Genomic DNA, 13,441 nt, shown 5'->3' on the forward strand with positions numbered 1-13,441 from the left:
GGGTGGGATTCTATTTCGATCAGGATACTCGATGAGCCTGCGGGCAGCGCCGGGCTGTCCTGCCTGAGCGTAAGCCGGATTCGCGCAGGTGTTTCGTGCAGACAGATTCCTGTTCGATCTGATGGCGCTCCTTGTCTCTTTGGCGGGTGCCTTCTCTGCAATTTCGTTCAAGACTGCACGTGTCCGTCGCCGCTAACGTGTCTGCTCGTTCAACGGAACAGGACAGTAGCATGAGCTCACGGTACGTCGGATACCTGTTTTGCGCGCTGGCGATGATCGGCGTCGGCAGCACGGTGGTCGTCAGCAAATCGATCGCAAGCGGACTGCCGCCGTTCAGCGCGACCGCACTGCGCTTTGCCATCGCGTTTCCCCTATTTGTGCTGGTGATGCGCTGGCGTGGCGTACGCTGGCCACGTCTCGATCGACACGATACGTTGCTCGTGATCGCCCAGGCGGGGGCGGGCAGCGTCGGTTATACGGTGTTGCTCATCAGTGGCATGAAGCTCGCCTCGGCCGCCGATGCCGGCGTGATTGCCGGCACCCTGCCGGCTGTGTCGGCCGTGGTCGCCATGCTCGCGCTGGGTGAGCGCCCCGCGCCCGCGTTGATCGGTGCGATTGGCCTCGCCACCCTGGGCGTGCTGGTGTGCACCGTGCGTATCGACGATTTCACCACGCCGCATGCCGCCAGTTCGCTGGCAGGTAACGCGCTGGTGTTCGCGGCGATCGTGTGCGAGGCGCTCTTTATCCTGCTCAATCGCAAGTTGCACACGCCGGTCGCGCCGCTGCCGCTATCGGCGTTGATGTGCGGCATCGGCTTCGCGGTGGCGCTCGTGCCGGCGTGTTTCGAAAGGCCTTGGGGTATGCCGTTCAATGCGAGCGCCCTGAACGGTGTGCTGTACTACGCGCTCGTGCCGACCGTGGCTGGCTTTGTGCTCTGGTATGCGGGGGCGGCGCGCATCAGCGGCGCGGAAGCTGGGCTCATGACCGCGCTCGTGCCGGTGAGCGCGGTGGCGTTGGCTGCTGTCGTGTTGCGGGAGCCTGTGAGTGCGGCGCAGCTTGCGGGCGTTGCATGCGTGCTTGGCGCGGTGTTGCTGGCCACCTTCGGCCAGATGCGTACCGCGCACAGCACGGCGTGAGGCGGCAGCTAATGCCGCAGCCTGATTCGCGGTGCGACCGAAGTGCTGTCAGGTATTGGCGACCGCCACCACGCCCGGATTGCCCACGATCGACAAAAACTCGCGACGCGTCGACGGATCGGTACGGAACGTACCCAGCATGCGCGAGGTGACCATTGTGACGCCGGCCTTGTGCACGCCGCGGGTGGACATGCACTGATGGGCGGCTTCGAGAATCACGCCGACGCCTGCCGGTTGCAGCACTTCGTTCAACGTATCGGCGATCTGCACCGTCATCTTTTCCTGGATCTGCAGGCGCTTGGCGAATGCATCGACGAGGCGCGCCAGCTTCGAAATACCGACCACCCGATGCTCGGGCAGATAGGCAACGTGTGCGCGCCCAATGATCGGCACCATGTGGTGTTCGCAATAGCTTTCGAAGCGGATATCTTTCAGCACGATCATTTCGTCGTAGCCGTCCACTTCGGAAAAGGTGCGCGCGAGGATCTCACGCGGATCGATCTGATAACCCGCGTAGAACTCCTCATAAGAGCGCACGACGCGAGATGGCGTATCGATCAGGCCTTCGCGCTCGGGATTGTCGCCGGCCCAACGCAGCAGCACGCGTACTGCTGCTTCAGCTTCTTCACGGCTGGGGCGGTCTACTGCGGCCGCGGGTTTGGTTTTCTTCGCTTTGCTGCTGGCCATCCGTCGCTCCTCTGGGATTGCGCGTCGACGCTCAACGGAGCGCGCGGGTTCAATGAGTGCGGCCATTGTTCCATGTTTTAGGTCGCATCGTGTCGATGCCCCCTCTCGCGGTCAGGGCGTGTGCTTACTTTGGCCACTCGTCCATGTCGTCGTTGAAGAGTTCGGCGACGATACCGCGCAGCCAGCTCGCCCGCGGGTCGTTATGAAACTTGCGATGCCAGTGCTGCCGCAGATCGAAGCGCGGCAACGGCAGCGGCGGCTCGACCAGCGTGATCGACGCGTGCTGCGACACGTACGCGAAGCCGATGGCGTGCGGCACTGTGGCGAGCAGATCGGTGCGCGCGAGGATGAACGGCAGACTCATGAAGTGCGGTGTTTCGAGGACGGCGCGGCGCTTGATGCGCTTCTTTTCCAGGTAATGTTCGAGGACTTCCTGACTGCGTCCTTCGGCGCGCACGACGGCGTGGCCCGACGCCACGTACTGAGCCAGTGTGAGGGGCGCCTTCGCAAGGGGATGCCCCGTGCGCATCAGGCAGATGAACCGATGGGTGAAGAGCCGTTGCTGGAAGAAGTTATTGCCCGACAGATCGGGGAAATAGCCCACGGCGAGATCGACGTCGCCCGATTCGAGTCCACGTTCCACGTGCGAGGGCGAGAGCGACACCGAGCGCAGATTCGCATGCGGCGCGCGTTCGGCGAAGAGTTGCAGCAGCCGCGGCAGGAAGACGATTTCGCCGACGTCGGAGAGTGCGAGGGAGAAGGTATGGGTGCTGGTGGCCGGATCGAAGTCCTGCACGTCGAGCATGCCTTTTTCGATGCGCAGGAGCGCATCGCGGGCGGCGGGGAGGATGGCGAGCGCGCGGGGTGTGGGTTCCATGCCCTTTGAGGTCCGCACGAAGAGCGGATCGTCGAAGTATTCCCGCAGGCGGCCTAACGCGGTGCTCACTCGGGGTTGGCTGACGCCCAATTGCTCCGCCGCGCGGCTGACGTTGCGGGTGTCTTCCATTGCTACCAGGTAGGGGATTAGGTTTAGGTCCAGGTTTGTGTCGGACATGGAGGTTTTTTGCCTGCGGCGCTTTTGGGAGGTATTTGGAATCTGGATAGAGGGTAGTTTAATAATCTTGGTTTGGGATAGTGGGTTTTTGCCTGATCGGCGCTTTTTTGGCCGTGTTCTTAGGGCGTTGGCCTTTCCTTGTTCTGGCTTTGGTGCCTTTCCTTGAATTGTTAGTGGTCTATTAGTGTTGCCCCTGTGCGGGGCGGCACCTACTTCTCTTTGCTGCTGCAAAGAGAAGTAGGCAAGAGAAAGCAGCTCAGACCGCTAATGCTAAGTGGGGCCCGTGGTCTGCTAGGGGTAGTGGTGCATCTGGAATCCGTGCCCTCCCGCATTCAGCCGTAGTGACAAAGGATTCATCAGCTCCCACTCCGCACTGCGTGCGTCGCGGACGGGTATGCATGGGAAACCACGGGCTTCGATGAAGGTCTGTGGGAGCCGTCGGCTTCGCCTCGGCGAGGCGCCTCTGCGCTCACCCGGGAACCCCCACTTCAAACGAATTGTCGGTGCCCCGCAATCACGGTCACGGCTGCGGCGGCGGCGGTGCAAGGACGAGCCACGGCCCGTTGGCGAGGCGTGGGCGTTAAAACGTAGCGGGTGGTTTTATGAACGGCTCTTCGGCGCGCGCAGCGCCGCCGGAAGTATGACGCCCTTGTCACAAGCTTATGCACGGGAACGGACCCAGATTCCAGATGCACCACTACCCTGTGTGGGCTGCGGGACCCGCTTAGCAGGGGCTTCTAGCCGCTTTCTTTGCTTATCTTTCTTTGCGGCGGCAAAGAAAGTAAGTGCCGCCCCGCACAGGGGCAACACTAATAGACCACTAACAAAACAAGGAAAGGCCAAAGCCCCAAGAACACTGACAAAACGCCGAGCAGGCAAACAACACGAAGAAAAAGCCCCAAAACAAGCAAAAGCGACCCCGCGGGGCAGGCCGAATCCTATCCTTAGGGGGAATCCCCCGCCTTGACAACCAACCCAAACCACAACCATAATCGCCCTGAACGTTCGCTAATCGAATCCATGTTCATATATCGAACAAATCGGAAGTGAACAAACGCAAGAGCAAGCCCCGGCCCGGAGACCGTCCCGCACAAGCCCCTGCCTGCAAAGGCAAAGAGCCTGGCGATACGCAGCGCCCCAAAAGGAAATTCGACATGATCAACAAGATTTTCGAGTCACTTCAGTCGGCCGTCGCCGATGTCCACGACGGCGCGACCGTCATGATCGGCGGCTTCGGCACGGCCGGCATGCCGTCCGAGCTGATTGACGCGCTCATCGAACAGGGCGCGCGCGAACTCACCATCGTCAACAACAACGCCGGTAACGGCGATATCGGCCTCGCGGCGCTGCTCAACGCCAAACGCGTGCGCAAAATCATCTGCTCGTTCCCGCGCCAAAGCGATTCATATGTGTTCGACGCGCTCTATCGCGCCGGCGAAATCGAACTCGAACTGGTGCCGCAAGGCAACCTCGCGGAACGTATTCGCGCAGCAGGCGCGGGCATCGGCGGGTTCTTCACGCCCACTGGTTATGGCACCAAACTCGCTGAAGGCAAGGAAACTCGTCTGATCGACGGCAAGCATTACGTGCTGGAGTCGCCGCTGCATGCGGACTTCGCGCTGATCAAAGCATTCAAGGGCGACCGCTGGGGCAATCTGGTCTATCGCAAGACTGCGCGCAACTTCGGTCCGATCATGGCAAGCGCGGCGAAAACGGCCATCGTGCAAGTGTCGAAAGTGGTGCCGCTCGGCGAACTCGATCCGGAAAACATCATCACGCCCGGCATCTTCGTGCAACGCGTGATCGAAGTGCCGCAAGCTGCGCATCAAGCCGAACTTGCATCTGCGAACGCCGCCTGAGGAGACCGACATGAAAAAACTGACCCGCGATGAAATGGCCAAACGCGTTGCCCAGGATATCCCTGAAGGCGCTTACGTGAACCTCGGCATCGGCGTGCCGACGCTGGTGGCCAACCACCTTGGCGCCGACAAGGAAATCTTCCTGCACAGCGAAAACGGCCTGCTCGGCATGGGCCCGGCCCCCGCGAAAGGCGAGGAAGACGACGAACTGATCAACGCCGGCAAGCAGCACGTCACGCTGCTGACGGGCGGTGCCTACTTCCATCACTCGGATTCGTTCGCGATGATGCGCGGCGGCCATCTGGATTTCTGCGTGCTCGGCGCGTTCCAGGTGTCGGCGAAGGGCGACCTGGCGAACTGGCACACCGGCGCGCCCGACGCGATTCCGGCGGTCGGCGGCGCCATGGACCTCGCAATCGGCGCGAAGCAGGTCTACGTCATGATGGAACACCTGACCAAACAGGGCGAAAGCAAGATCGCAGCGGAATGCACGTACCCGGTCACGGGCGTGAACTGCGTCGACCGCATCTATACGGACCTGGCGATGATCGACGTCACCGACAAGGGCCTCGTCGTGCGCGAAATCTTCTCGGACATCGACTTCGATGCGTTGCACAAACTGACCGGCGTCCCGCTGATCGACGGCACCCAGGCGGCTCGCGCGGCCTAAGCACGGGCGCGGCGGCTGTCCGTACGAAGGCCCGTGGCGAAGTCAAACCGCTGGCCGGGCGATGGCAATGCGTATGCCGCGCATCGTGCTGCCACCAATGTGCGCGTGCGCAACGTGCTGTCGCCGATGCGCACGCCGGGCAGCGTGCAGTGTGCAGCCGCCAATACGCGGGCCGCGCAAACCGTGCAGCCGCCACTGTCCGCAGCGCTCATGAGGCAAACTTCATGCGCGTGACCCGATGTCACGAGGCCACGTTGCAAGAGCGAGCCTGCGCAGCGGCATTCGAAGCAGAATGCACCGCATCGCCGTGTGCGGTACGCTCTCGATAGAAAGCGCCAGGGGCGCGCCTCGCAGCACGCCCGGATCGCCGTGGCGAAACCTTCACTTCCGACACCCTCATCGACGCCATCATGCTCGACTCCAGCGCCCGTCTGACCGGCCTTCTTTGCGGCACACAGCCGATGAACGACATCTGGGCGCCGCGTGCCACGCTGCAACGGATGCTCGATGTCGAAGCAGCGCTCGCGCGCGCTTCGGCTGCTCATAACGTGATTCCGCGCAGCGCGGTGGCCGCGATCGAGGGCGCCTGCCAGGCCGATCAACTCGACGCCGATGCACTCGCGCGCGACGCGGCGCTCGGCGGCAACCTTGCGATTCCCCTCGTCAAACAACTCACCGCACGTGTCAAAGCGGCGGACGCCGAAGCATCGAAGTACGTCCATTGGGGCGCGACAAGCCAGGACATCATCGATACGGCAACGGTGCTGCAATTGCGCGACACCTTCGACCTGCTCGACAGCGGCTTGCAAGCGACATGCGATGCCGTAGCGAAACTCGCAGCGACCCATCGCGCGACGCCGATGATCGGCCGCACCTGGTTGCAGCAGGCGTTGCCCATCACGCTCGGCCTGAAGTTCGCGCAATGGCTCGACGCGTTGCTGCGTCATCGTGAGCGGCTCGATGCGTTGCGCGCGCGTGTGCTGGTGCTGCAATTCGGCGGCGCAGCGGGCACGCTGGCGAGTCTGCGTGACGCGGCGCCGCAAGTGACGCAATCATTGGCGCAAGAACTCAAGCTCACTGTGCCCACCTTGCCGTGGCACACACAGCGCGATCGCATCGCTGAAACAGCGGCGCTGTTCGGCATGTTGATTGGCACACTCGGCAAGATCGCGCGCGATATCTCGCTGCAGATGCAAACCGAAATCGATGAGCTGGCCGAGCCCGCCGCGGCAGGCAAGGGCGGTTCGTCGACAATGCCGCACAAGCGCAACCCGGTCGGCTGCGCCGCGGTGCTGACGGCAGCAACACGTGCGCCGGGGCTGGTGGCCACGGTGTTCGCCGGCATGGTGCAGGAGCACGAGCGCGCGCTTGGCGGCTGGCAAGCCGAGTGGGACGCGTTGCCGGATCTCGCGCGCCTTGCAGGCGGCGCGCTCGCCAACATCGAACAGATCGCCGCGGGTCTCAATGTGAATGTCCCGCGCCTTGCCGCCAATCTCAACGTCACGCACGGATTGATTCTCGGCGAAGCGGTGATGCTTGCACTTGGCGACAGCATCGGCCGGCTCGATGCGCATCATCTGGTCGAGCGCGCATCGAAAGCCGCCATTGCCGAGCGCAAGACGCTCTTCGACGTGCTCTCGGCAGACCCCGCCGTGACCGAACACCTTTCGCTCGAGCGCCTCACGCAACTGCTCGATCCCGCTCAATACGTCGGCCAGGCGCACGCTTATGTGGACGCTGCGCTGGCCCTTCATCACGCGCGCGCGAGGCGCGCTACTTCCAAGGAGTAACCGGCATGCCCTACGCCGCAGTCAACGGTACCGAGCTGCACTATCGAATCGACGGGGACCGTCACGGCAATGCACCGTGGATCGTGTTGTCGAATTCGCTCGGCAGCGATCTGTCGATGTGGACGCCGCAAGTCGCGGCGCTGTCCAAACACTTCCGCGTGCTGCGCTACGATACGCGCGGTCACGGTCACTCGGAAGCGCCGAAGGGTCCGTACACGATCGAACAACTGACCGGTGACGTGCTCGGCCTGATGGATACGCTGAAGATCGCGCGCGCGAATTTCTGCGGCCTGTCGATGGGCGGCCTCACCGGCGTCGCGTTGGCCGCGCGTCACGCGAATCGGCTCGAACGCGTCGTGCTATGCAATACGGCAGCACGCATCGGCTCGCCGGAAGTGTGGGTGCCGCGCGCCGCGAAAGCCCGTACGGAAGGCATGCTCGCGCTGGTCGACGCGGTGTTGCCGCGCTGGTTCACCGCCGACTACATCGAACGTGAGCCAGTGGTTCTGGCAATGATTCGCGACGTGTTCGTGCATACCGACAAGGAAGGCTACGCATCGAATTGCGACGCGATCGACGCCGCCGATCTGCGGCCCGAAGCTCCTGGCATCAAGGTGCCCGCGCTGGTGATCAGCGGTACCCACGATCTGGCCGCAACGCCGGCACAAGGCCGCGAACTGGCGCAAGCGATTCCGGGCGCGCGTTACGTCGAACTGGATGCCTCGCATATTTCCAACATCGAGCAGGTCGAGGCCTTCACGAAAACTGTGCTCGACTTCCTGACGGAGCAAAAATGAACGACGAAGACCGTTACGAAGCCGGACTCGGAGTGCGCCGCGCGGTGCTGGGCAGCGCGCACGTCGACCGGTCGCTTGCGAACCGCACCGAGTTGACGGAGGAGTTCCAGAACTTTATTACCCGCTATGCGTGGGGCGAAATCTGGACGCGTGAAGGCTTGCCGCGTCACACGCGCAGCCTGCTGACCATCGCGATGATGGTTGCGCTCAATCGCAGCGAAGAACTCGCATTGCACTTGCGCGCCGCGAAGAACAACGGCGTGACGCGCGAGCAGATCAAGGAAGTGCTGCTGCAAACCGCAATCTATTGCGGCGTGCCGGCGGCCAATTCGGCCTTCCACCTGGCCGATAAACTGTTCCGCGAAGACGACGCCGCAGCGGCAAAGCCGTAACGACGTTCGGCTACGGGTGCGGCGTGTAACCACGCCGTCCAGCGAATCCCGCCTACGCCGAAACGAAGCAGCTCAAAACGCGACGCGGAGCCTGAAGCGTACGTCAGACGAAACGCGCTTCAGGCCGTGCTGCTTACATCCATCACGACCGTGTCCACCGGCGACTGCAAGCGCACGGCGCGCAACACCGTGTCCTTGATGACCTCGCGCCAATGCGCGAGTGCGGCCTTGTCCATCAGCGGTTCACCGAGAAACGCCCCGAGCGTGTACTGATTGGCGTTATAGAAATAACCGAGCGACGCGATTATCAGATACACGTCACGCGCTTTGACGTCGGCGCGAAAGACGTTTTGTACCTTGCCCGCGTCCAGCAACTTCTGCACGACCGAAATCGCATAGCCCGAAATCTCCTTCAGCTTTGACGATTTTTTCGCGTGCTTGCCCTGATGCAGATTCTCGCTCGACAGCAGGGTGACGAACTCGGGGTGATCGAGGTAATACTGCCAGACGAATTCGACCATCTGCTCGAGACCGTGCACGGGATCGTCCAGATCGAGATCGAGCTTGCTTTCGGCCTCGTTGAACTGCGTGTAGATGGTCTCCAGGACTTCGACAAACAACTGTTCCTTGCTGCCGAAGTAGTAATAGATCATCCGGTCGTGCGAACGCGCGGCCTTCGAAATACTTTCGACCCGGCCGCTTGCATAGCCTTGCTTTGCAAAGACCTTGATTGCCGCTTTGAGAATCTTGGCGCGCGTGTCTTGCGCCTGCTTCGCTCGGATGCCGATAGCGCCCGGCTTGCGGGCAGCAGTGGGACTCATGGCGGTCTCGGATCTCTTTGTTAGCGTCAGGTTGAACGGCATGCGCCGCAGCCGCTTGGTGCGCTCAGGCATGGCGCGCCTTCATCATACAGCCCATATCATGCGCAACGAAATGCCCTGCAAAGTCATGTGCTTCGGCGTAGATTGATTCGTAATTCCTGCGGGGATGCCGCGCCGCAGCATTCAGACGGGTACCGGGAAACTGCGGGGAAACCACCGGGAAACTCGTTGCGCAGTCTATTTTGATCGAGTAGATTTCAAGCAAGTTTGGTGTAGTGGATGCTACACGAACGGTGAGTGGCCGCAACATGAAAAAAGCGGGTCACGCAAAAGTGCCTTTAAACAGGGACTATTTGTCAGCCGGGCAGGACCGATTGTAATGTCGTCGTATGGAACCCCACCATGACAGAACATACGAAGGTCGATTTCGGTGCGGAGCGCGTCGACGGCGAAACCGCCTCGACGCCGGGTCCGACCGTGCTCGAGAAAGCGGCGCCGCGCAGCGAGCGGATGGCGTCGAACAAGATCGAATGCAATGCGTGCCCGGTGTTGTGCCAGATTTCGGAAGGCCGCACCGGCGCGTGCGATCGTTATGCGAATGCGGACGGGCGGTTGATTCGCGTCGACCCTGTAGTGTTTCTTTCACGCGCCGCGGGTTCGCCTGAAGCGATCGCAAGCAATGCGGATACCACGGTCGAATTTGGTGCATCGTCCGAGGTGCACGATCCCGTCGCGGAACAGGCGCTGTTCGTTACCGGCGTTGGCGCATCGTCCACGTATCCCGACTACAAGCCCGCGCCTTTCATCGTTTCCTCGAAGTTGGACGACGTTGACATGATCACCGTCGTCACCGAGGGCATTTTCAGCTATTGCAGCTTCAAGGTGAAGATCGATACCGACCGCTTTCTCGGGCCGGAGCAATCGAACGTGCGGTGCCATGGCGAAATCGTCGGTCATGTGACTACGGCTGAGTACGGCTCGCAGATGCTGAGTCTCGGCGGTGTTCACCATCTGACGGGCGGCAGCAAGAAGGAAGGCCGCGTGACGTGCGACATGATGCGCGCGCTCGGCAACAAGGAAGCGGTGGAGTTGACCATCGATGGCGGTGCGAGTCTGGTGATTCGTGCGGGGGCGGCACCGATTGTCGATGGCGTCGAAGAACAGCGTATGCGGGTGGGTTGTGGGTCGGCCACCATCGGCATCTTTGCGAAACAATGGTTCGGTCACGCAGACGAAGTGGTGGTGGTCGACGATCACATCACCGGCGTGCTTACAGAACACCAGGCGGGCCGCTGCCTTGGCATGACGCCCTCAGGTCTGAAGATTCGCGGACGCAAGTCGACGCCCGGCCGTTATTTCCAGGTGGCGAATCCCGGCACCGGCTGGGGCGGCACCGACATTCAGGACCCGCTGGCGATTGTCGAAAGCTTCGATCCTGCGGTGGCGAAACCGGGCATGCGCTTGCTGATGGTGTCGACCACCGGCGAACACGCGCAGTGGTATGAACTCGATCAGAACCTCGTGCCGCGCATCGCAGCCATGCCGGACGCCGTGCGCAGCACGGTCGAACGAATCGGCGAGAACTGCGAGCCGTCGCTTGCTACGGTACTGTTTCTCGGCGGCGCGGGCGGCAGCCTGCGAGCGGGGGCCACGGAGAACCCGGTCCTGCTCACCCGCGCAATCAAACAGAGGCTGGTGAACGTAACATGTGGTGGCGCGCCAACCTATGTGTGGCCAGGTGGTGGCATTACCGTGATGGTGGATGTCTCGCGCATGCCCGATCGATCGTTCGGCACGGTGCCCACACCCGCGATCGTCGCGCCGATCGAATTCACCATGACATATGACGCGTATCGCGATCTCGGCGGCCATCTCGACGCGGTGCGTTCACTGGAAAGCGTGCTGGCGAATGGACCGGAACATACAGAAGGGGCACCGCTCGCGCGCAGGACTATCGCGCGTTATCCCGACAATCCGTGGCCGCCGGCCATGCCGCCAATGCCAGGCTAACGGCGGCGCCACCACCGGCACAATCGACACGACGAACGCGACGCGCACGATGAACCCAACCCGAACCCGGCTCGACGCGGCCCGCTGGCATTGGCAGCACGGCCCGATCGATCTGATCCTCAGCGCGGACGGCGAGCCTTCGGCCGTGCAGGCTGCTTACGAGGCGTGCTGGACGCGTTTTGTGGACGTATTGCCCGAGTTGGTCGGCGAGTTGAAGCTGCTTCGGCAGCCTGTGCCGAGCGACGCGGCGCATAGCGATTGCACGTTGAAGGGCGCTGTGGCCCGGCGCATGTGGAGCGCGTGTTATCCGCACCGCGTGCGGTATATCACGCCGATGGCGGCTGTTGCAGGCAGCGTCGCGGACGAATTGATCACGGCGTTTGCACGCGAAGGCATCTCGCGCGCCTTCATCAACAACGGCGGTGACATCGCACTCTATTTGACTGAAGGGCAGCAGTACCGCGTGGGTGTGTTCGCCGATCTGGCGGCGTTCTCCGGTGAGAAGGCGCCAGGCGATCTGGCTTTGGACGCAAACTTGATGCTCAACGCCGCCATGCCGATTCGCGGCGTCGCGACAAGCGGCTGGCGCGGCCGCAGCTTCAGCTTGGGGATCGCCGACAGCGTGACCGTGCTCGCCCGCAATGCCGCCGCCGCTGATGCCGCCGCCACGATGATCGCCAACGCCGTCGATCTGGAGCATGCGGGCATCGTGCGCAGGCCGGCTTCCTCGTTGAAGGACGATAGCGATCTCGGTGACCTGCTCGTGACCGTCGACGTGCCGTCCTTGCCGCAAACGCTGATCGATTTCGCGCTGGCACGCGGTGTCGACGCCGCGCAGCGTTTGCACGAACAAGGTTTGATCGAAGGCGCCGCGCTGTTCCTGCAAGGTCGGGCGCGCGTGACCGGTGGTACCTATGAGAATGGCGCGTTATTTACGCAGCGCGCCCGGATAACAACGGAGGCTCCGTGTTCGAAATACGCCGCGTGCTGACGCACGTCGAAGACATTTTCCATGAGTTCGGTCCCGCGCCTGCGCAGCCGCTCAGGCGCGGCGCGATTGCCGCGGTGATGACGAATCCGTTCGCCGGCCGCTACGAAGCCAGAATCGAACACGCCATGGAAGCGCTCAAGCCGATCGGCTTCGACATGGCGCAACGGCTGCTGGCGGCGATGGCCGTGCCGCACGCGGCGATCGAAAGCTACGGCAAGGGTGCAATCATCGGCTCGCGAGGTGAACTCGAGCATGGCGCGCTGTGGCACGTCCCCGGCGGCTATGCGATGCGCGAACTGCTGGAGAAAAACGGCGTGCCGACCAACGCGATCGTGCCGTCGACGAAGAAAGTCGGCGCGCCTTCCACCGCGCTCGATGTGCCGCTAACGCATGTCAACGCGAGCTACGTGCGCAGCCATTTCGATGCGATCGAAGTGCGGGTGCCCGGCGCGCCCGCCGCGGATGAACTGGTATATATCCTCGTGATGAGCACGGGCCAGCGCGTGCATGCGCGCGTCGGCGGCCTGGCGAAAGAGGCGATTGTGGGCAAGGACGGCTTGCGCTGAGCGGCGCGTGATCCACGCAATGCGTTGAGGCGAGTAAGCGGAACACTAAGCAGAACATGCATCGAAACCCGGAGATCGAAATGGCAATCAAGCTTCGCAAGCTGGTCGTGCAGGTCGATGAAACACGCATTGAAATGGGGCAGGCCATCGAGCCGCCGACACGCCGCGCAGTCGCGATTGCGGTGATCGATAATCCTTACGCGGGCCGCTATGAGGCCAAGCTCGACGCGCTGATCGAAGCCGGTGAGGAACTGGGCGCGTTGCTCGGCAACAAGTGCGTCGAAGCCCTGGGTATCAAACCGGGCGACGCGCAAAGTTACGGCAAGGCGGCGATCGTCGGCGAAGCGGGTGAACTCGAACATGCGGCGGCGATCCTGCACCCCAAGCTCGGTGCTCCGCTGCGGGTAGCAGTCGAGAAGGGCGCGGCGCTGGTGCCGTCGGCGAAAAAAATGGGTACGCTTGGCACCGCGATCGATGTCCCGCTGGGACACAAGGACGCGGCCTTCGTGCGGAGCCATTTCGATGCAATCGAAGCGCGCGTATCGGACGCGCCGCGCGCCAACGAAATTGTCGTGGCGGTCGCGGTGACGGCTTCGGGCCGGCCGTTACCGCGTATCGGCGGCTTGCAGGCGAGTGAGATCAAAGGCGAAGACGGTTTGCGCTGAGTT

Annotated in this window: 14 protein-coding genes; 11 read left to right on the forward strand and 3 right to left on the reverse strand. The window is 62.5% G+C overall.

The window, feature by feature from the left end; translation table 11 throughout:
• The first annotated feature begins 230 nt into the window (after positions 1 to 230).
• The gene (locus KHO30_RS06260) at positions 231 to 1,136 is read left to right on the forward strand and encodes a DMT family transporter (protein ID WP_211700349.1); all 906 of its coding nucleotides are present in this window, start codon (positions 231 to 233) and stop codon (positions 1,134 to 1,136) included.
• Positions 1,137 to 1,184: 48 nt separating this feature from the next.
• On the opposite strand, the gene folE is transcribed toward KHO30_RS06260, so the two are convergent.
• Positions 1,185 to 1,823, reverse strand: coding sequence for a GTP cyclohydrolase I FolE (folE, locus tag KHO30_RS06265; protein ID WP_054040621.1), 639 nt, complete (start codon positions 1,821 to 1,823; stop codon positions 1,185 to 1,187).
• 124 nt (positions 1,824 to 1,947) lie between these two features.
• The gene (locus KHO30_RS06270) at positions 1,948 to 2,877 is read right to left on the reverse strand and encodes a LysR family transcriptional regulator (RefSeq protein WP_200652946.1); all 930 of its coding nucleotides are present in this window, start codon (positions 2,875 to 2,877) and stop codon (positions 1,948 to 1,950) included.
• Between the two features lie 1,154 nt (positions 2,878 to 4,031).
• Here KHO30_RS06270 and KHO30_RS06275 point away from each other — a divergent pair.
• The 6 genes from KHO30_RS06275 (at position 4,032) to pcaC (ending at position 8,385) form a co-directional block, all read left to right on the forward strand.
• Positions 4,032 to 4,736, forward strand: a complete 705-nt coding sequence (locus tag KHO30_RS06275; RefSeq protein ID WP_054043283.1) for a 3-oxoacid CoA-transferase subunit A — start codon at positions 4,032 to 4,034, stop codon at positions 4,734 to 4,736.
• Between the two features lie 10 nt (positions 4,737 to 4,746).
• Positions 4,747 to 5,406, forward strand: coding sequence for a 3-oxoacid CoA-transferase subunit B (locus KHO30_RS06280; RefSeq protein WP_093647594.1), 660 nt, complete (start codon positions 4,747 to 4,749; stop codon positions 5,404 to 5,406).
• Positions 5,407 to 5,439: 33 nt separating this feature from the next.
• The gene (locus KHO30_RS06285; RefSeq protein WP_211700350.1) at positions 5,440 to 5,640 is read left to right on the forward strand and encodes a hypothetical protein; all 201 of its coding nucleotides are present in this window, start codon (positions 5,440 to 5,442) and stop codon (positions 5,638 to 5,640) included.
• Positions 5,641 to 5,816: 176 nt separating this feature from the next.
• Positions 5,817 to 7,196 carry a 3-carboxy-cis,cis-muconate cycloisomerase gene (locus KHO30_RS06290; protein WP_211700351.1) on the forward strand — a complete coding sequence of 460 codons (1,380 nt, stop codon included), beginning with the start codon at positions 5,817 to 5,819 and terminating at the stop codon, positions 7,194 to 7,196.
• Positions 7,197 to 7,201: 5 nt separating this feature from the next.
• Positions 7,202 to 7,993, forward strand: a complete 792-nt coding sequence (pcaD, locus tag KHO30_RS06295; protein ID WP_211700352.1) for a 3-oxoadipate enol-lactonase — start codon at positions 7,202 to 7,204, stop codon at positions 7,991 to 7,993.
• Positions 7,990 to 8,385: a 4-carboxymuconolactone decarboxylase gene (gene pcaC / locus KHO30_RS06300; RefSeq protein WP_054043292.1), complete on the forward strand. Its 396-nt coding sequence runs from the start codon at positions 7,990 to 7,992 to the stop codon at positions 8,383 to 8,385. Before pcaD ends, pcaC begins: the two co-directional genes overlap by 4 nt.
• Before the next feature lie 119 nt (positions 8,386 to 8,504).
• Here the strand turns inward: pcaC and KHO30_RS06305 are convergent, their stop codons facing one another.
• Entirely contained in the window at positions 8,505 to 9,206 is a 702-nt protein-coding gene (locus KHO30_RS06305) for a TetR family transcriptional regulator (protein ID WP_200652948.1), read from the reverse strand.
• Positions 9,207 to 9,608: 402 nt separating this feature from the next.
• Between KHO30_RS06305 and KHO30_RS06310 the strand changes: the two genes are divergently transcribed.
• From KHO30_RS06310 to KHO30_RS06325, 4 genes are all read left to right on the forward strand, one after another.
• A complete protein-coding gene (locus KHO30_RS06310; RefSeq protein ID WP_200622090.1) occupies positions 9,609 to 11,216 on the forward strand; it encodes a 6-hydroxynicotinate reductase in 1,608 nt (535 codons plus the stop codon).
• Positions 11,217 to 11,265: 49 nt separating this feature from the next.
• On the forward strand, positions 11,266 to 12,207 hold the full coding sequence (locus KHO30_RS06315) for a UPF0280 family protein (protein WP_093647601.1): 942 nt from the start codon (positions 11,266 to 11,268) through the stop codon (positions 12,205 to 12,207).
• Positions 12,183 to 12,773 carry an amino acid synthesis family protein gene (locus KHO30_RS06320; RefSeq protein ID WP_093647603.1) on the forward strand — a complete coding sequence of 197 codons (591 nt, stop codon included), beginning with the start codon at positions 12,183 to 12,185 and terminating at the stop codon, positions 12,771 to 12,773. Before KHO30_RS06315 ends, KHO30_RS06320 begins: the two co-directional genes overlap by 25 nt.
• Positions 12,774 to 12,853: 80 nt before the next feature.
• The gene (locus tag KHO30_RS06325; RefSeq protein ID WP_093647605.1) at positions 12,854 to 13,438 is read left to right on the forward strand and encodes an amino acid synthesis family protein; all 585 of its coding nucleotides are present in this window, start codon (positions 12,854 to 12,856) and stop codon (positions 13,436 to 13,438) included.
• Positions 13,439 to 13,441 lie beyond the last annotated feature (3 nt).

It is taken from the genome of Paraburkholderia aspalathi (genome assembly GCF_905220735.1).
GTDB classification, from domain to species: domain Bacteria; phylum Pseudomonadota; class Gammaproteobacteria; order Burkholderiales; family Burkholderiaceae; genus Paraburkholderia; species Paraburkholderia aspalathi.